The 19689-nt window shown below is 42.8% G+C and carries 17 protein-coding genes; 14 read left to right on the top strand and 3 right to left on the bottom strand.

Annotation, left to right across the window (positions count from 1 at the left end; translation table 11 throughout):
- The 5 genes from LX73_RS11095 to LX73_RS11075 are packed head-to-tail and all read left to right on the top strand — an operon-like array spanning position 1 to position 6213.
- Positions 1-1635: a 4Fe-4S binding protein gene (locus tag LX73_RS11095; RefSeq protein ID WP_211359420.1), complete on the top strand. Its 1635-nt coding sequence runs from the start codon at positions 1-3 to the stop codon at positions 1633-1635.
- Positions 1636-1651: 16 nt separating this feature from the next.
- A complete protein-coding gene (locus LX73_RS11090; RefSeq protein ID WP_148899580.1) occupies positions 1652-2611 on the top strand; it encodes a hypothetical protein in 960 nt (319 codons plus the stop codon).
- A gap of 54 nt (positions 2612-2665) precedes the next feature.
- On the top strand, positions 2666-3358 hold the full coding sequence (locus tag LX73_RS11085) for a glycosyltransferase family 2 protein (RefSeq protein ID WP_148899579.1): 693 nt from the start codon (positions 2666-2668) through the stop codon (positions 3356-3358).
- Between the two features lie 6 nt (positions 3359-3364).
- Positions 3365-4858, top strand: a complete 1494-nt coding sequence (locus LX73_RS11080; RefSeq protein ID WP_148899578.1) for a cellulose synthase family protein — start codon at positions 3365-3367, stop codon at positions 4856-4858.
- Positions 4855-6213, top strand: a complete 1359-nt coding sequence (locus tag LX73_RS11075; RefSeq protein WP_170245670.1) for an MptA/MptB family glycosyltransferase — start codon at positions 4855-4857, stop codon at positions 6211-6213. Before LX73_RS11080 ends, LX73_RS11075 begins: the two co-directional genes overlap by 4 nt.
- A 74-nt stretch (positions 6214-6287) precedes the next feature.
- Here LX73_RS11075 and LX73_RS11070 read toward each other — a convergent pair whose 3' ends face one another.
- Complete coding sequence (locus LX73_RS11070) at positions 6288-6506, bottom strand: cold-shock protein (RefSeq protein ID WP_148899576.1); 219 nt, start codon at positions 6504-6506, stop codon at positions 6288-6290.
- 315 nt (positions 6507-6821) lie between these two features.
- On the opposite strand from LX73_RS11070, the gene LX73_RS13140 reads away from it, so the two are divergent.
- The 9 genes from LX73_RS13140 to msrB all read left to right on the top strand — a co-directional run bounded on the left by LX73_RS13140 (position 6822) and on the right by msrB (position 18017).
- Positions 6822-10760, top strand: coding sequence for a T9SS type A sorting domain-containing protein (locus LX73_RS13140; RefSeq protein WP_148899575.1), 3939 nt, complete (start codon positions 6822-6824; stop codon positions 10758-10760).
- Positions 10761-10847: 87 nt separating this feature from the next.
- The gene (locus LX73_RS11060; RefSeq protein ID WP_148899574.1) at positions 10848-11414 is read left to right on the top strand and encodes an outer membrane protein; all 567 of its coding nucleotides are present in this window, start codon (positions 10848-10850) and stop codon (positions 11412-11414) included.
- 178 nt (positions 11415-11592) lie between these two features.
- Positions 11593-13839 carry a RelA/SpoT family protein gene (locus LX73_RS11055; RefSeq protein WP_148899573.1) on the top strand — a complete coding sequence of 749 codons (2247 nt, stop codon included), beginning with the start codon at positions 11593-11595 and terminating at the stop codon, positions 13837-13839.
- A gap of 156 nt (positions 13840-13995) precedes the next feature.
- Positions 13996-14328: an HU family DNA-binding protein gene (locus LX73_RS11050; RefSeq protein WP_148899572.1), complete on the top strand. Its 333-nt coding sequence runs from the start codon at positions 13996-13998 to the stop codon at positions 14326-14328.
- Positions 14329-14330: 2 nt separating this feature from the next.
- A complete protein-coding gene (gene ruvX, locus LX73_RS11045) occupies positions 14331-14786 on the top strand; it encodes a Holliday junction resolvase RuvX (RefSeq protein WP_170245669.1) in 456 nt (151 codons plus the stop codon).
- On the top strand, positions 14758-15324 hold the full coding sequence (def, locus tag LX73_RS11040; protein ID WP_148899789.1) for a peptide deformylase: 567 nt from the start codon (positions 14758-14760) through the stop codon (positions 15322-15324). The genes ruvX and def overlap by 29 nt, the downstream gene beginning before the upstream one ends.
- Positions 15325-15330: 6 nt before the next feature.
- Positions 15331-16245, top strand: coding sequence for a methionyl-tRNA formyltransferase (fmt, locus tag LX73_RS11035; RefSeq protein WP_148899570.1), 915 nt, complete (start codon positions 15331-15333; stop codon positions 16243-16245).
- A 127-nt stretch (positions 16246-16372) separates the two neighbouring features.
- Positions 16373-17377, top strand: a complete 1005-nt coding sequence (gene gap, locus LX73_RS11030; RefSeq protein ID WP_148899569.1) for a type I glyceraldehyde-3-phosphate dehydrogenase — start codon at positions 16373-16375, stop codon at positions 17375-17377.
- A 187-nt stretch (positions 17378-17564) separates the two neighbouring features.
- A complete protein-coding gene (gene msrB / locus LX73_RS11025; protein ID WP_148899568.1) occupies positions 17565-18017 on the top strand; it encodes a peptide-methionine (R)-S-oxide reductase MsrB in 453 nt (150 codons plus the stop codon).
- Here the strand turns inward: msrB and LX73_RS11020 are convergent, their stop codons facing one another.
- Both LX73_RS11020 and LX73_RS11015 read right to left on the bottom strand, forming a co-directional pair.
- A complete protein-coding gene (locus LX73_RS11020) occupies positions 18018-19184 on the bottom strand; it encodes a trans-sulfuration enzyme family protein (protein ID WP_148899567.1) in 1167 nt (388 codons plus the stop codon).
- 4 nt (positions 19185-19188) lie between these two features.
- Entirely contained in the window at positions 19189-19605 is a 417-nt protein-coding gene (locus LX73_RS11015) for an OsmC family protein (RefSeq protein WP_148899566.1), read from the bottom strand.
- Positions 19606-19689 lie beyond the last annotated feature (84 nt).

Genomic DNA, 19689 nt, shown 5'->3' with positions numbered 1-19689 from the left:
ATGAGTGACCAAAAATTGAACAAGGTTATCAACGAAATTAAAGACGATACGAATCCCTCATCCAAGGGACTGTATATTATTCGTTATACCGGCTTGGCGCTGTTTGTAATGGGACTCCTGCTGTTTACTTATGTCATGTTTATGGGTCCTTTTGAGCTGTCCAAAAGTAGCATTGAGGATTCCATTTCAAATAAGCAGCACCGGCAGGCTATAGCGCAGCAAACCACAACGATGCAGCAACAGTCGTATACTACTGTTTTTAGTTTTATTGCGAATTTAAAACCGGCCATTGAGGAAGCGAATGAAACGTTAGATGATGGAGATAGGATTAATGACTATAAACAGGGAGTATATCGACTAAATATCGCTAAGCAGGCCAGTACGGGCATTATTGATAGCTATTCTATGCTATACTTTTGGCTGAGCATAGGGCTGGGTTGTCTGGGTGCTATTATCTTCTTTTTGCCTAAGATTTGGTTACGGCTACCGGGTATCGATAACGATCATATTTATCACAATTCGGCTATGAGTCTTGGTACCATCGGCTGGGCAACGGGACTTTATTTTATCGCTTTTTATGTGTTTATCTACTGGTATCCCGAATATGCTGTCAACTGGATTAAAATGGTAGATCCTATCAGTATGGCTATTAAGGGTCAGCCGGCCGGGCAGTGGTTTTTATATGGATTGCTATATACACTGGCCATTGTTGTGATGGGAGTGCGCATGTTTATCAAATATCGGCATAGCAAATATCATCTGGTGCGCACTTCATCGGTCATGTTTTTTCAAACTGCTTTTGCTTTTATTATCCCCGAGCTGCTGGTGGCTTTTAATAAACCCTATTACGATTTTAAAAATATCTGGCCGCTCGACTATGATTTCTTTTTTGATTGGCAGATTAATACCTTCGTCAACAGTGGTTCGTTGGGAATGTTTATGCTAATGTGGGGCATTGCCTTAACTGTTGTAGTTGTGCCGGTTCTTACTTATTTCTACGGCAAACGATGGTATTGTTCTTGGGTATGTGGCTGCGGGGGATTAGCTGAGACATTCGGAGATCCTTACCGCCAGCTTTCTGATAACTCAAAAAGCGCCTGGAAGCTTGAGCGGTGGTCGGTTCACAGCGTGCTGGTCCTTGTTACTATAATGACTATTGGCGTGCTTTACACTTATTTTACAGGCAGCAGTAGTTTACTGGGTATTGATACGTATAACCTACGATCTTGGTATGGATTTTTAATTGGTGCTGCTTTTGCCGGCGTTATTGGAGTAGGCACCTATCCCATTTTGGGTAACCGGCCGTGGTGTCGGTTTGGATGTCCGTTGGCGGCCTACCTCGGATTGATACAGCGGTTTAAATCCCGTTTTCGCATCACTACTAATGGGGGACAGTGCATCAGCTGTGGCAACTGTTCTACATACTGTGAAATGGGTATCGACGTGCGCTGGTATGCCCAGCGCGGGCAAAATATTGTTCGTTCTTCGTGTGTAGGATGCGGTGTGTGTTCATCGGTATGTCCGCGTGGCGTTCTTAAACTTGAAAACGGTCCCGAAGAAGGTCGGTTCAATGAGCCGAAGGCCTTCACTGTTCACGAAGATGGAGTAACGGTAAATGGCGGCATAGAAACATAAAATAGACTCATATTTCATGGATATTACGAGCCAACAATGTAATGTAATCGTTTATCTATCATTGGTCGTACTGCTAGCAGTAGCCGGCTGTGGGAATCCTCAGGTGCAGTCCGGTGCCTTCTCATCCGGCAAGTCGTTGATGAGTGATTCTACTTTTAAAGCTTATTGGTACCAGGGCGAGGCTGAGCTGAACCGGTATGATATGGAGCAGATTCGATATGGTGAAGTACGTGATGGTGATGCTGTAATGGTATTTGTGACGGAGGATTTTTTGACTGAAGAACAGGTCAAGCTGGAGTCGGCGGCCGAGGGCAGAGAAACAGCCTCAGTGCTAAAGCTCAATTTTATAAAAGAGTTTGTAACCGGTATTTATGAATATAATATGATGTCATCGATATTTACGCCGGTAAACTACCAAGATCGGCCGCGATCCTTAAAAGTAGCCAGCTCATCCCAGGAGTGGTGTGGAACAACCTATTCGCAGATGAATTTCAATGCTGTAAAAAATAAGTATAAAATCACCGGGCACTCATATTTTGAAGCTGAAGGTGATTACCAAAAATCGGTTGAGGCTACATTACTGGAAGATGAGATTTGGACCAAGCTGCGGCTCAATCCCGACTTGCTGCCGGAAGGTAATATTCAGGTTATTCCCTCTAGTTTTTCTATTCGTACCACTCATGCCGAATGGGGTATTCAACAAGCAACGGCTAAAAAAAGTAAATGGACAGGCAGCAGCTTTCCCGGCGACAGCTTAAAATCTTATTCCTTGCGATATAATGAGAGCGGACGCATGCTGAATATTATTTATGAGCAGTCGTTTCCGCACCAAATTGCGGGGTGGATACAGTCGAAGGTGACCTCAGAGGACGATACGTTAACGGCAAAATCAGTGCGAACGCACTCCATCAAAAGCTCTTATTGGCAGAAAAATACAAATTCAGATGAGAAACTGCGAAAGAAGCTGGGGCTATAAATAGTTGTATTCCTATAAAGGAAACAGTACGAATTTTTTAGTGTTATTATTTAGATGCAAGAACCTGTAATTAAAGTTATTATTCCGGCTTTTAATGAATCGCAATCCATTCAACAGGTCATTGAGGATATTCCCAAGAAGCTGGTTGATGGAATTGTAGTTGTTAATAACGCCTCCAGCGATGCCACGGCAAAGCGAGCACGACAATCAGGGGCTACGGTCATTGATCAGCCCAAAAGGGGATATGGCAATGCTTGTTTAAAAGGCATTGACTATCTGAAGAAAAGTAAGAATCCGCCGGATATTGTTGTCTTTTTAGATGCAGATTATTCCGACAGCCCTGATGAAATGGGACAAATAGTAGATCCGATTATTGAAAATAATGTTGATTTGGTCATCGGTTCTCGGGCGTTGGGTAACCGAGAGCCGGGAGCGATGAAACCACAGCAAATTTTTGGTAACTGGCTGGCTACGAGTCTTATGCGACTGTTTTGGAATGCAAAATTTACTGACCTTGGTCCGTTCCGGGCTATAAAATTCAACAAGTTACTGGAGTTGAATATGCAAGATACAACTTTTGGATGGACCGTAGAAATGCAGGTAAAAGCATTAAAGCACAATTTTGCATATACCGAGGTGCCGGTAAGCTATAAAAAGCGTATTGGCGTTTCTAAAATTTCGGGTACCATCAACGGATCAATTAAAGCCGGGTACAAAATCTTATATACGATTTTTAAAAATTTATAGTACTCCATGGAGTTTGTAGATGTCATTGTGGTTGGCTTATATATGCTGGGGCTTGCAGCTATCTTTATTTATACGCTGGGCCAAAGTCATTTGGCATATCACTACCTGAAGGGCAGAGGTGAATCCCGGGAGCCGAAGGTGGACTGGTCAAAAAGGAGTCCGGATGAATGTCCTATGGTGACGGTGCAACTGCCGATTTTTAACGAAAAATATGTGGTCAACAGGTTGATTGATGCGGTGGCGGATTTCGACTGGCCGAAAGAGCGATTTGAAATCCAGGTCCTTGATGACTCTACTGACGAAACGGTTGATATTATTGCAGAGAAGGTACAACAGCTTCAGTCGGAGAATATTAACATTAAGCACATACGCAGAGATTCGCGCGAGGGATACAAGGCCGGAGCTCTGCAGCATGGGCTGGAGCGGGCAAAAGGTGAGTTTACTGCTATCTTTGATGCGGATTTTGTACCTGATCCTGACTTTTTAAAGCAGACGATCCCTCATTTTGAAGATGAGGAGGTTGGGCTGGTTCAAACACGCTGGGACCATTTGAATCGCGATTATTCACTGCTCACCCGGATGCAGGCTTTTGCGCTGAATGCTCATTTTACGGTTGAGCAGAAGGGACGAAATAGTGCCGGTTTTTTTATGAATTTTAATGGCACGGCCGGAGTGTGGCGCAACTCCTGTATAAAAGACGCCGGAGGTTGGCATCACGATACACTTACCGAGGATTTGGATCTCAGCTATCGTGCCCAGCTTAAGGATTGGGATTTTAAATATCTGGAAAAAGTAACATCGCCCTCCGAATTGCCGGTTACGGTGTCTGCACTTAAAAGTCAGCAGTATCGCTGGATGAAGGGTGCAGCGGAGACTGCCCGCAAACATTTCACCAATATTTGGAATAGCCGCCTTCCATTTATCACCAAACTACAGGCAAGCAGTCATCTGATGAGCAGCAGTATCTTTGTATGTATCCTCTTGATATCGGTTATAAGTGTACCTCTTCTTTTAATAAGTGCTTCAACAGGAGGCATAAGTACCGTACTGAAAACATTAAGCTTCTTCTTGAGTGGTATTTTGCTATGGATTTTTATTTATAGCCTGCCGTTACTTACTGAAGAAGGTAAAACAAGTAGAAAAATCGGGCGATTTATACTGATGTTTCCCGTATTTTTATCTATATCTATGGCTCTTTCCGCCCATAATTCTATTGCCGTCTTCAAGGGATTTTTGGGAAAGTCTTCTGCCTTCATTCGAACGCCCAAATTTAATATTACAGGTCTTTCAGATTCATGGAAATCGAATGAGTATCTAAGCAACGATATTTCATTCTCGACGGTTGCAGAGGGCCTATTGGCGCTCTATTTTCTGCTCGGGGTTGTAGCTGCCTTTCTCATTGGGGATAAGGCTATGCTTGTTTTTCACCTGATGCTTAGTGCCGGTTTTGGAATTCTCGTGGGCTATTCTTTCTATGAGCGATGGGCGAAGGCGGTATGAAAAAATCCGGCAGCCATATTCGTTTTGCGGGACTAGTGCTGGTATCACTGGGCGCATATTTTTTGTTGGGATACGCTCTGGAACGTAGCCAAACTGGTTGGGTACTGGCTACCTTTGGCCTCTTGTTTGTTCAGTATATTCTAATGCTGAGGTCATCTTGGGATACTACGATTAAACTACAATGGGGGATTGCCGCAGCGGTTATTTTCCGGTTGTTGTTTCTTTTTTCTGTTCCCGAGCTTTCGGATGATATTTTTCGGTTTATTTGGGACGGCAATCTTTTTGTAAACGGTATCAATCCTTTTGCACATACGCCTTCGGCTCTGAAAGAATCTGCCTCACTGTCAATTGTGAGTGATCATTTATATCAGCAGCTTAATTCGCCGGACTATTACTCGGTTTATCCACCGGTTTGCCAATATATTTTTGGCTTTTCTGCGTGGATATTTGGAGGAGAGCTGCTGGGCAATGTGGTCACCATCCGTTTATTTGTTATTGGTGTCGAACTAGGTACAATATGGTTACTAAAAAAATTGCTGAAGTACTACGGGTTAAACTCCTCTTATCTTCTTATTTATGCATTAAACCCGTTAATTATTGTTGAGCTTTCCGGAAATCTGCATTTCGAAGCGGTGATGATTTTCTTTTTGGTACTCTCGTTATACTTTTTTGTGATACATCAAAAGCTATGGGCGCTCATCTCATTTGTGATTGCAGTAAATGTGAAGCTTATTCCACTTTTACTGGTTCCATATCTGCTGTTTAGTTTGTCTCGCAAACAGGCCCTTTGGCTTACAGGCGTTTTGGGAGGAGGTACAATATTGCTGCATATGCCTTTTCTCGATCCCTCATTTTTCCAAAATTTTGGCGATAGCTTGGGACTTTATTTTCAAACCTTCGAATTTAATGCCAGTCTGTATTATGTAATTCGCTGGGTAGGAATGCAGGTTGTGGGATATAATATAATTCAATTCGCGGGACCCACTTTGGCAGCAGTAAGTACAGCTTTAATTTTCGGGATTTCATGGAAGCTGCGAGATCGATCCCTTAAAAATATCCCCTTGGTATTTTTGATCACGCTTACTGCCTATTATCTGTTTTCAACGACAGTGCATCCCTGGTATATAAGTTCACTACTCGTGTTTATGCCACTGACGGGCATGTTGTATCCGGTGGCATGGTCAGTGGTTATTCCTCTTAGCTATGTAACCTATGCTACGGCAGACTACACCGAAAATCTGTGGTTAGTAGCAGTGGAATACTTATTGTTGGCTGTGGTAATCGGGCTTGACTACTATAGAACAGAAAAGAAGGCCAAGCCAAGACTGCAGTGGCTGATGCAAGAAAAGGAATAAGGAGAAACAGGAGAAAAATAAAAAAGGTCCGTTTCAATAAAGAAACGGACCTTTTTTTATAAACAAGCTAAGAATTACTTGTAATCAAGGCTGCGAACATCAGTCGCACTTAATCCTTTATCGGTTTCTTCGACGTCAAATTCTACGCTTTCTCCGTCTTCAAGACCTTGATTATAATCTAAATTTTCTACGTTGTTTCGGTGGACGAATACATCTTTGCTTCCGTCCTCAGGCTCGATGAAACCGTATCCTTTTTCGATATCGAACCATTTAACTTTTCCTTGTTGTGTCATGTAAAATAAATGTTGTGTTTTGCACCTCAAGCTTCATCTTTGAATAAGAATAGCATCGTGTATACCGTTACATATCTTAATTAAGATGTATTGCTACAGGTGGGAATTAAAATTGTATCATAAAATAAGGGTATAATTGTGAAATGTCCATTCATTATTTTCTGAATTTATAAATTTGAAAATGCTTTTTTGTTGCTAAGTAAGATGGTAGTGTCGGATTTCCAGAATTGTTAAAAAATGCTTTAATTAGAAGTAGGATTGTTAGAAATAATGATCATTAGATAGCTATATTAGTTTTTAATAAATTCTTCAAAGATGAGTAAAAAAGCGTATATATTTGTTGGGATTACAGTAGGGATCCTCATTATTTTTACAGGCTTATGGTATGTTCAGCCATCACAAAAGATTAACAGTGAGCAGGTAGCTGAGGAGGTTGAAGAGAATCCCATTAAGATGAAGAAGGCTCGGGGTGAATATTTTCACCGATTACTCAGAGATCCGGCAACAGGAAAAATTCCCCAAAATATTCGTTCACGAGAGTTGAAGCATGCCCAAACAATCCCCAGCAAAAGTGGAAGTGGTCTGCGTCCGAAAACAGTGCAGGGTAATCCCAATATTGATCTCACTTGGGAGCTTGCTGGTCCCAAAGATTTAGGTGGTCGTACGCGAGCATTAGCTATTGATGAGCGTAACTCGGATATCATTATTGCAGGAGGAGTATCAGGCGGTATCTGGAAAAGTACGGACGGCGGTAGTACATGGAATCTTAGATCTGATCCCAATCAAAATATGAGCGTAACCAGCCTTGCCCAGAGTCCCGTGAATCTGGACAACTGGTATTATGCCTCGGGAGAAGTTTTGGCTAATTCTGCCAGTGCTCCGAATGCGGCCTATTATGGGCAAGGAATCTACAAGTCAACCGACAACGGCGATACTTGGCAGCTGCTTTCCCAGGCAAGTTCTGATACCGAAGGATTGGTTGATAAGTTTAACTCGGTAAGCCGCATTAGAATTAGCCCTACCACTGGAAGTATTTTTATCGCCAGCACAGGTTATGGTATATACCGTTCAACAGATGGCCAATCGTTCTCCAGTTCTCCGGTCTTAGGTACTGAAGGAGAACAACTTTTTACGGATGTCACGGTTGCTTCTGATGGTACAGTGGGAGCCGTAATATCAGAGGCATCGTTTAGTGATCAGTCGTCGTCGGATCCTGCAAATAACCACAATCCCGGTATCTATATTTCTGACAATGACGGACAATCGGGCAGTTGGACGGAGATAACGCCAAGTGATTTTCCTGATACTTATCGCCGCAGTGTTTTGGCTTTTGCACCAAGCAGTCCGGATATTCTATACGTTTTTACATTGAAAGGGGCGAATAATACCTCGAATCAGGGAGTTAGCTTTTACAAAATTGATATTTCTGATCCTCAAAATCCTACTGCTGAAGATCGATCTGCCAACTTGCCTGACTTTGGAGGTTCTGTCGGAGGGGTTAATCTACAAGGCGGGTATAATATGGTTGTTTCAGTAAAACCAGATGATTCAGATTTTGTTATGATTGGAGGCACCAACTTATTCCGATCTCGAGATGGATTTTCAACTGCTGCTAATACAAGCAAAGACGAGCATTGGATTGGCGGATATGCAAAAATTAACAATGTATCTCAGTATCCCGGTCAGCATCCCGATCAGCATGTAGTTGCGTATGACCCTGCCAACCCGGACAGGGTTTGGAGTGGTCATGACGGGGGTATCAGCGTATCGTCAGATATCACAGCTTCATCAGTTAGCTGGCAAGACAAGGATGAAGGATATGTGACAGGTCAATTTTATACCGTAGCTATTCCCTCACAGGCAGGAGACAATCGCTATATGGGGGGCACACAGGATAATGGAACACCATACTTTCGTGCGGCTACCCAAAATACTTCACAGACAAATTTGGTTGATATTTCTAGTGGTGACGGCAGTTATGCATTTTGGGGCACAGACTATGCTTATGTCTCTTCCCAACAAGGAAAGGTAACTCGATTAACGATAGAAAATGATGGAAACTTAACCTCTCGTTATAATTCATCTACTTCAACCGAGTGGACATCTGTATATCCGTCCCAAGCTTCAGGCCAATTATTTGTGCACCCATTTGCCATTGACCCGAATGATGATGCTATTATGTATTATCCGTCTCAGGCAAATATGTGGATTAATACCGAACTAGATCAAATCTCAAATTTTAATAGTGGAGGGACTACGCAAGGCTGGAGTAAGTATGATGCGACTACGAGTACAGGTTATCAGGTGACAACGCTTGCAGTAACAACCTCACAACCATCGGATCGGTTGTATTATGCTACTTCATCAACAAATGGGACTCCTGAAATATTTTATTCGGATGATGCCTCAAATAATTTTACCCCCCAAGATATTTCGATTTCTGGGGCGCCATCAGGTGCTTACGTGCATGATATTGCAGTTAACCCTATTGACGGTGACGAAGCGATGGTGGTAATGTCTAACTATGATATCGTAGGTTTATATCATACAGCTGATGGGGGTACCAATTGGACGGCTATTGAAGGAGATCTGGAAGGTACTAATTCCGATCCGGGACCTTCGTTACGCAGTGCAACAATTTTGCCCACCCAGGCTGGGCCGGTGTATTTTGTAGGTACAAGTACCGGTATCTATTCTACGGGGGCATTAAACGGGCCATCCACAACATGGGTTCGCGAATCGGATGACGGTTCGCCCGGCAGTATTGGCTATTCTATTGTTGAGCATATTACATCTCGACCATCAGATGGTACGGTGGCGGCCGCTACCCACGGTCGTGGTATTTTTGCCGGTTCTGCTGATGTACAGCTGACAAGTGATGGCATGACGCCAAGTGCTCCTACCGGTTCGGCACTAACTGGCGATAGTTCTAGCGTAGAGCTGCAATGGGATGCAAACACAGAGTCAGATATCACGAAATATTATATTTACCGTGGACTGGATAGCAATACTTTAGCCAAGTATGATTCTGTGGCTGCATTGGGTAGTCCTTCTTATACTGATACCAATGTGGGGAATAATTTTTACTATTATAAAATTACGGCTAAAGATATAGATGATAATGAAAGTAATGCTTCCGGACTGCTGGGTTACCATCAACGAAATGCATCCGTTACTGACAGCTGGAATCTCATTGGTTCACCACTGACATCTTCCACCGGCAGTAGTCAAATTGGTAATGATGTAACGGTATATGGTTTTGCAGGCAGCTATAGTTCGTCTTCTGATTTAGAATCCCAAACGGGATACTGGGTTAAAAGTCGCTCAGGTTCACAGATAGGCTTTGCCGGAGAGGCTAGCATCTCGGCAAGTATTACCCTTGATCAGGGTTGGAACTTAATAGCCGGAATTGCAGATACAGTACAAGCTTCAGCTATCAACGATCCGGGAGCTATTTTAAGTTCGGCAGACATCTTTAAATATGAAGGTGGAACTTATCAATCGGCCACTGAAATTAACCCGAATGACGGTTACTGGATTAATGCTAATCAATCGGGTACTATTTCCATGGCTGTGGGAGCCAGTACACCTAAAAACAGGATCGTATCCACTGATAAAAATCAGCCTGATGTTGTTACCTTTCGTCGTGGCAATAACGTACAGAAGTTTTATGTGTCCCCATCAGAACTTAATGGTCAGCAGCGTCAATCCTATTTGATGCCTCCCCAATCTCCAAAACCTAAGCTTGATGTTCGTTCGGAGGAGGGATATCGCATAGCAGACAAGCCAAATACAGAATTACAGCTTACCACTTATAACTTTCCGGTTAAAGCACGGCTGTCGGCTCAATCTCTTTCAGAAGGGTATACTATTAAAGGAGTTACCGACCAGGATACGGTATTTTATGATTTAGCGCCCGGTAAAACGGTTAGTATAGATCGCGAATATGAAAAACTATTACTGGATAATTCAAAGGTGGCAGGCGGCATAACCGAAACGAGTTTGAAGCCAAATTATCCTAACCCGTTTAATCCCTCGACAAAAATACGCTACCAGCTTTCTTCAGAAGCAGATGTAAATATTAATGTGTATAATGTCTTGGGTCGCAAAGTACGAACCTTGGTTAATGACAGACAGCGTCCCGGAAAATATAATCTACAATTTGATGGGAGTGATTTAGCCAGCGGAACTTATTTTATACACTTAAAAGCAGGAAATACTGTTCAAGTTCAAAAGATGACGCTTATAAAATAGTATTTCGCAGAATGTGGAATTACTTTTTATAAGCTTGTATGTTGCTCATAATCAACATAAACATTAATCCTTAATTTAATTATTACTATGAGACTACATAAGCTACTATTTGCCTTCGCTGTTTTTGCATTTGTCATAAGTGGTATACCACAATCTGCTGCGGCACAATGGAGTATTGGTGCTTCTTATGAAATTAGGAATGAAGATCCCACAAATGGTTTTGGTGTGCGTTTGGAACGCGAGATTTTGAGTAAAATGCCGGTTCTAAATTTGGGATTGCGGGCACACTTTAGCTATTTCAATGATGAAAATACAATTACTCAGAACAACCAAAGTTTCTCCAGAGAAATAACAAACTACGACTATGGGGTTGCAGCAACAGTGGGTGCCTCAATTGGACTGGTCAGTCCATATGTAGGTACAGGAGTAGGTTCTACAACAACGGATGTGGAGATTTCCCAACTTGCTTCCGGATCAGAAAACAGATTCTTTTGGAATGGCTTTGTTGGGGCAAAAGTAAGTCCGATTCCTGCACTAAAACCGTTTGTGGAATATCGGTTCCAATCTGCTGAAAGTTTCAGCGGTGTTACACAAAATGCCAGTTTTGACAGTAATACAGGCCGTCTGATTTTTGGTATTTCTTTTAGTTTCTAATTGGAGCACAAGTATGTTAAGCGGGCGTTTAACGGCGCCCGCTTTTTTTATTTTACTAGGGCAGTATGTGCCTGATGATTGATTGGAATAAGCAGCAAGTTCGTTTATTTTGAATGCAGACTGATATTAGATTGTTAATAATAACCCGTGATGATCTTTTGGTAGGGTTTTAAAATGTATGGCTGACTTAAAAACCATAGAAAATATTGATTTCAGCGCTTTTGATTTGGATGCTGCTCAGCAGCAGGATCTGGATCAGTTGTTAGAGGTATGTCGAGAAAACCTTGATTCCGTGGATGAAGAGATGGTTTCACGGGCATTTAAGCTTTGTTATATCTCTCATCAAGATGTTGACCGGGCATCTGGTGAGCCGTTTTACCGTCATCCCGTTACCGTAGCAAAAATAGTGGCTTCCGAAATTAATATTGATGATGTTTCGGTAATCGCTGCGCTGCTGCACGACACGGTTGAAGATACCAGCGTTACAATCAAAGATATTGAAGAACTGTTCGGTGATATTGTTGCTCATCTCATAGATGGTGTTACAAAAATTTCGGGCGTTTTTAAAAGCCGAAATACTAAGCAGGCCGAAACCTTTATGAAGATGCTGCTCTCCATGGCCGAGGATATCCGCGTGGTGTTGATAAAATTCGCCGATCGGCTCCATAATATGCGGACGATTCAGCATTTGCCGCGCGAAAAGCAGATGCAAAAGGCCACCGAAACTATGGAGCTATATGCTCCGTTGGCACACCGGTTTGGTCTTTTTAGCATCAAAAGTGAGCTCGAAGATCTCTGTTTTAGAGTTATTGATCCAAACTCCTATAAATTTATTTCTCGTAAGCTACGCGAAAAGCGGGAAGCCAGGGAGGCCTTTATTGAAAAATTTATGAAGCCCATTCGCGAAGAACTGGACAGTCAGGGCTTCACATTTGAAATAAAAGGACGACCCAAGCACATCTATTCTATTTTTAGAAAGATGCAGCGTCAGCAGAAGCCGTTTGAGGAAATCTATGATCTATTTGCCATTCGGATTATTCTCGAAGATCCGCATAGTAAAGAAGACTGCTGGCGTGTGTATTCTATTATTACGGACTGGTACACGCCCATCCCTAAGCGATTTCGAGATTTTATCTCAGTACCCAAAGCAAATGGCTATCAGTCGTTGCACACCACAGTGATCACCGAAAAGGGGCGTAAAGTGGAGGTGCAGATTCGTACGCGTCCCATGGATGATGTCGCCGAAAAAGGAGTGGCCGCCCATTGGAAGTATAAAGAGGGAGGAGGTTCAGAGACCCTCGATAAATTTGTGCACTGGGTACGTGATATTTTAGATAATCCGCGTCCCGAGGCAGCAACAGAGTTTGTAAAGGATTTTCAGCTTAATCTGTATCAGGATGAAATTTATGTATTTACGCCCGACGGAGAGCTGCGCACATTACCACAGGGCGCCACGCCTATCGACTTTGCGTTTGAGATCCACAGTGAAATTGGGGAGCGAGCCAAAGCAGCAAAAGTAAACGGCAAGATGGCTCCATTGCGCGAAGAGCTGAGTGTGGGGGATCAGGTTGAAATTATTATGAGCAACGATATTAATTTGAATCCTGACTGGATTGATGATGTCGTAACGCATAAGGCAAAGTCGCGGATTCGACAGTTTATCAAGCAGAAAGAGCGCGAAACAGCTGATGAGGGTCGCAAAGCCTGGGAGAAAAGAGTCGATCGTGGCAATATTGAAATTTCCGAGCAAGATTTGATGCCGGTTGCTCAAAAGTTGGATTATGATACTACTCAGGATCTATTTTATGACATAGGAAAGGGCACTTATGATGTTGATGACCTTTACAAAGCTGCGAAACAGTATACCAGTAAGGGGCGGGTTGATGACGATCAGAAAAATGAGGAAGCACCAGAGCCGGTAACTGATGAGCAGGTTCAGCAGACCTATATTGACGCGGCGCGTTCGGTCAGCGATGATAAAGCACTGATTGTAAAAGGTGAGCTTACCAATGTTAAGTACAATTATGCCAATTGTTGCAATCCCATTCCAGGTGATGACGTTATGGGATTTATTAGCCGTAATGGTGAGGTGAAGATTCACCGCTCAAACTGCAAGAATATCCATCATCTTATTCAAACGGACGGTGAGCGCATTGTTGACGTATCGTGGGCTAAGAATATTGATTCGAAATTTTTGGGCGGTCTCAAAGTAATCGGCGAAGACCGTGTAGGTATGATTAATGATATTACAGATGTGCTCTCAAAGTCGATGGAAACAAATATGAAGAGTATAAACGTAAATAGTAACAGCGGCATGTTTGAGGGAATGCTTACCGTCTTTGTGGATGATATTGATCACTTGGACCGTATTATCACGAAGCTTCAGAAAGTGGATGGTGTGAAGAGTGTATTTCGTTACGAATAGCTGATAACAATAGGCATATGTGGAGGTGTAAGAACTTTCATATTCCTGATAAAAGTAATATCATCCAGCATTCATAAATTAATTTCGTTATTGTCTATTCGCTGTTGGAAGTTTGTGTTTCAAGCGGCAGGCAGAATAAATTATTAATCTCTGGTTATGATCACCTATACCAAGCGAGATATTGTTCGTCGCGTAGCTGAAAAGATGGATGAGCCGAAAGTGCACACCGAACCGTGGGTTGACAGTGTACTCAACGCACTGCGCGAAACAATGATGGATGCTGATCCTGAATGCCGGATCGAATTACGTAATTTTGGTGTTTTTGAAGTGAAGAAAACCAAAGCAAAGCCGCGGGCACGAAATCCTCGTACCAATGAGGAAATATATGTGCCTCCGCATCGCAAAACACATTTTAAGCCCAGCAAGTTACTTAAACAATTTCTAAAACAGCCTCTTGAAGAAGAGGAAAAAGAAGAATCAGAAGGTTAACAGTGGCAGAATACGGAAGAATCATAGGTCTTGATATTGGTACTAAGTGGATTGGGGTGGCACGCACTGATCTGTTAAAAACAGTTGCCAATCCTATTGATACCTACCATACTGAAGAGGTTATGGAGGCGCTTCACGAATTAATTAGCAAAGAAGAGGTTGAAAAGATTGTTGTTGGTTGGCCTCTTACACCCGAAGGTAACGAAGGCAGAGCCATTAAAATGGTTGAAGAATTTCTCGTAGAGCTTGAAGCTAAATTCCCAGATATGGAAGTTGCTAAGATCGACGAGCGTTATACCACCAAAGAAGCAGTGCGGGCTATGGTCGAAGCCGATGTACCCAAAATGAAGCGTCGTGAGTCAGACCGTGTTAACCAGGCAGCCGCTGCGATAATTCTCCAAAAATATATTGAACAGAACAAATCAGATGATGTCCGTATTACCGATCGTTACGTATGATGATGAGGTGCTCCGCAAAAAAGCGGAGCCCATCAAAGAATTTGGTCCGGAGCTGAAGCAGCTTATCGACGATATGTTTGATACCATGTATAATTCTGATGGGGTTGGATTAGCAGCTCCGCAGATTGGAAAGCTGCTTCGTATTTTTGTGGCCAATGCCGACCCGATGTACGAGGATGAAGAAGATAAACGCGGACCGGTTGCGATGATTAATCCCGAAATAACTTTTCAAAGTGATCGGGAAGTAGATATGGATGAAGGTTGCCTGAGTATTCCGGGCGTAAACAGTACAGTCAGTCGTCCCGAAAAGATTGTAGTTTCCTATCGCGATCGGCATTTTGAGGAGCGAGAGCTCGAAATTGATGGCTGGTGGGCACGTGTTATACAGCACGAAGCTGATCATCTTGATGGCATATTATTTTTGGATCATCTTTCGTATTTCAAGCGTAAATTGCTGTCCTCAAAGTTAAAAGAGATTGATGAGGGACGTATGGAGATTGATTATCCGGTAGTTTCAAAAAAGGCTCAGGCAGGGTAAACGTCTATGCGCATTGTTTTTATGGGATCTCCGGATTTTGCTATTCCCAGCCTTGAGAAACTGCATCAGTCAGAGCATGAGATTGTTTCGGTGGTCAGTAACGTAGATAAACGCCGGGGGCGCGGCTCTCAAACGCATCCCACAAAAGTAAAGAAGCGTGCTCTGGAGCTGGACTTGCCTGTAATTGAGGTTGAAGAATTAGATGATCCGGAGTTCTATGAACAGTTAGAACTACTTGATGCCGATTTATTTGTGGTTGTTGCCTTTCGCATTCTGCCACCCAATATTTTATCTCTCCCTAAAAAAGGTTCAATCAATTTGCACGCATCGCTGTTACCGAAATATCGCGGAGCAGCTCCTATCCATTGGGCAGTAATGAATGGTGAAGAACAAACAGGTTGTACTGTTTTCTTTTTGGATGAGGAGGTAGATACTGGTAACATCATTAAACAGAAAAAAACAGAAATTGGTGACAATGAAACGACTGGTGATGTGTATAAGCGGCTGAAAGAGCAGGGTAGTGAGGCGTTATTGCAGTCCGTGCAAGAAATTGCGGCCGATGAGTATGAAACGATTCCACAGGATGACAGTGAAGCGACGCCGGCACCTAAATTATTTACCGATGATTGTGAGATTGATTTTCATGAGCCGGCTGAATCGGTACACAATAAAATTCGGGGTTTGAGTCCCTTTCCCACAGCATGGTCCACGCTCGATGGGTTAAAGTTTAACATGTATCGCTCCGAAGTTGGTCCTGATATCTCGCTAAAAAAAGGCCAGCTGGAGGTTCGGAATGGTGATTTGCTGGTAGGATGTGAGCCGGGTACTGTTGTACTGCGTGAAGTCCAACTGGAGGGGAAACGTCGGATGAGCGGGATCGATTTTATGAATGGATATCACGGGACCGGACAGCTGAAATAGATATAAATAAATCAGCCCAAAAATTTACAAATGATGGATTAACTATTATTTTTGAGCGCTCTAAACTAGTAGCGCCCAAAAAATTTAGAGTTTAACTCAACACAGAGACAAATAAACGATTACATTTATGGCTAAAATTAATGTCGGTATCAATGGATTTGGACGTATTGGTCGATTAGTGGCACGATCAATATTCGCCTATCATAACGATGAAATTAATATTGTAGGTATTAATGATTTAACGGATGCAGAAACGTTAGCATATTTATTTAAGCGTGATTCTGTGCATGGAACCTTTGACGGTGACGTAAGTGCTACGGAAGACAGTATTAGTATTGACGGCATGGAAATTGGGATATCGTCGGAACGTGATCCTGCTGACCTCAACTGGGATAAGCGCGGTGCTGATGTCGTGATTGAATCCACTGGATTGTTTCGAACCCGGGATGCAGCTGCCAAGCATCTGGAAGCAGGGGCAGACAAAGTAATTATTTCAGCTCCGGCTAAAGGAGATAAGGATGTAAAAACTATTGTGCTGGGGGTAAATAATGAAGAGATTGAGGATGATATTCAGATCTATTCCAATGCTAGCTGTACCACTAATTGTTTGGCGCCCATGGTGAAAGTGCTGGATGATGCTTTTGGTCTGCAAAAAGGATTTATGACTACGACGCATGCTTATACCGGCAGCCAGAATATTCTTGATGGCCCGCATAAGGATCTGCGACGCGGACGAACAGCAGCTAATAATCTGGTCCCTACCACAACAGGTGCGGCAGATGCTGTAGGGTTAGTATTGCCCAATCTTGATGGAAAGCTAGACGGAAGCGCTGTTCGTGTTCCGGTAGCTGATGGTTCACTAACCGATCTGACAGCTGTTGTTGATCGTGATGTTTCGGTAGATGAAGTGCACGATGCTTTTTGCAGTGCTGCCGATGGAGCCATGCATGGAGTCCTGCAATACTCCGAAGAAGAGCTGGTTTCTACGGATATCCTGAGTAATCCTCACTCCTGTATTTATGATAGTGGTTTTACAAAAACCGATGGCAATTTGGTAAAAATATTAGCTTGGTATGATAACGAGGCAGGATATTCTGCTCGTACTGCTGATTTGATTACCGAAATAGGATAATTTGCAAGCTTATTTGAAACAGCGGGTAGTTCGGATGAGAATTCGGGCTACCCTTTGTTAATTAAAGTGTTATGCATAATGAGACTTGCTAATTATGAAGATTCTGTTTTATAACTAGGAATGTAATAACCTAAATAATTGTAAAGTTATTAACGGAAGTATAATTGGATATTAATTTCTATTGAATATGATTGACTGGGAACAGGTAAATTCTTTTGCCGAAGATGGTAATCCTAAGCCGCCTCAGCGTGTTGAAAAATCTGATGAAGAGTGGAAAGAACAGCTTACCAACGAGCAATTCCGGATAACTCGTGAGGAGGGCACTGAGCGAGCTGGTTCCGGTGAATACTGTGAGTTTCATAAACCAGGATTATATACCTGCGTTTGCTGCGGGACCGAGCTTTTTGACTCCACCGAAAAATTTGAGTCCGGTACCGGGTGGCCCAGTTTTACACAACCAGTACAGGAAAATGTGATTAGCTACAAAGAAGATTACGGACTTATGACGAAGCGCATAGAGGTGAGGTGTAACGTTTGTGATGCCCATCTAGGGCACGTATTTCCTGATGGTGAAGAACCTACCGGACTGCGATATTGTATTAATTCTGCAGCATTACAGCTGGCAGAGGAAGGTGTATAATTAATTTAATGCTTGGTGTACATCCTCAAGGATGTCATCTTTACCCTCCAGTCCTACTGCAATACGTATCATGCCAGAGGTTATATTAACTGCGGCACGCTCTTCTTCTGTCAGGCTCGAATGTGTTGTAGAAGCAGGGTGTGTAGCTATAGTTCTGGAGTCTCCCAGATTAGCAGAGAGAGATAAAGTATTTAATTTATCCAGAAATTGCTTTGCTGCTTCATATCCACCACTAATATTAAACGATACTACACCGCCGCCTTTTTTCATCTGCTTTTTTGCAAGATTGTACTGCGGATGACTTTCTAAATGGGGATACTTAACCCAATCCACATTGGGATGATCTTCCAGCGAGCTGGCAAGTGCCAGGGCATTATTACAATGCCGATCCATGCGTGCAGGTAGTGTCTCAAGACTTTTTGAAAACATCCAGGCATTGAAGGGCGAAAGTGCAGGACCCGAATGCCGGCAGAAAAAACTGATTTCTTCAAGATATCTTTCTTTCCCTACAGCAATTCCGCCAATACCGCGTCCCTGTCCGTCAATAAATTTTGTGGCCGAATGGAGCACTACATCAGCGCCATACTCCATTGGTTTTTGGAGATAAGGTGTAGCAAAGCAATTATCGACAATGAGGATTAAGTTATGAGCATCAGCAAGTTTACCGGCCCATTCAAGATCAATCAGGTCAAGCCCGGGATTGGAAGGAGTTTCTAGGAAAAGTACCTTGGTATTATCCTCAATACGAGACTCCCATTTTTCGGGATTGTCAATGTTACCATACGAAAAGTCAATACCCCATTTGGGAAGAATGCCGCTTAGAATCTGATGCGATGATCCAAACAGCGATCGGCAAGCTAGTACATGATCACCTTGTTCTAATAAAGCAGCAAGGCTCGAAAAGATGGCTGACATCCCTGATGCCGTGGCTACTCCAGATTGTGCCTTTTCCATATCGCAAATTTTGGCAACAAACTCGTCTACATTGGGGTTTGAATACCGGCTGTATACATTCCCCTTTATCTCGTCGGCAAACAAGGCGCGAGCATGCTCGGCCGAATCAAAGACGAAACTCGACGTCATAAAAAGTGGTGTCGAATGTTCTCGCTGCTCGGTACGATTAGTCTGATTTCGTATTGCTTTTGTCTCTTCCTGTTGATTATTCATGATGTTAGCCGGATAAAATTTCGTAGCTGTGGGTTATTTCGGATGCTTGCTCAAGGGTTTTGGAAACTGAACAATATTTATCAAGCGAAAGATTAATAGCTCGTTCTACTTTTGATTCATCAAGATCTCCGGTAAAAATAAAGTTTATATGGATGGTCTTAAATTCAGAATACTCTTCTTTTGACTGGCGATCACCTTCCACTTCTACTTTCAGATCCTGTAGATCTTGCCGTTGTTTTTTGAGGATGCCAATGATATCAATGGCACTACAACCTCCAACACCGGCCAACAGTAATTGCATGGGACTAAATCCACCCTCGAGCCCTCCAATTTCAGTGGATCCATCCATGCGAATAAGTCCACCCTCCTCGTTTTCGGCTTCCATGTGAGTGTTTTTCAGCTGGTCAATCGTAATTTTCATTATTTTCTAGTTTAGATGTTAGCAGAAATTAGATTGTCAAACTTACGAAATGGAAAGTGCTGAGGAAAGCAATAAGATCTCTGA

This window comes from Fodinibius salinus, from assembly GCF_008124865.1.
In the GTDB taxonomy this organism is placed as follows: domain Bacteria; phylum Bacteroidota; class Rhodothermia; order Balneolales; family Balneolaceae; genus Fodinibius; species Fodinibius salinus.
The sequence above is the reverse complement of the archived record's forward strand: the minus strand, read 5'-3'. Positions and strand labels throughout refer to the sequence as shown.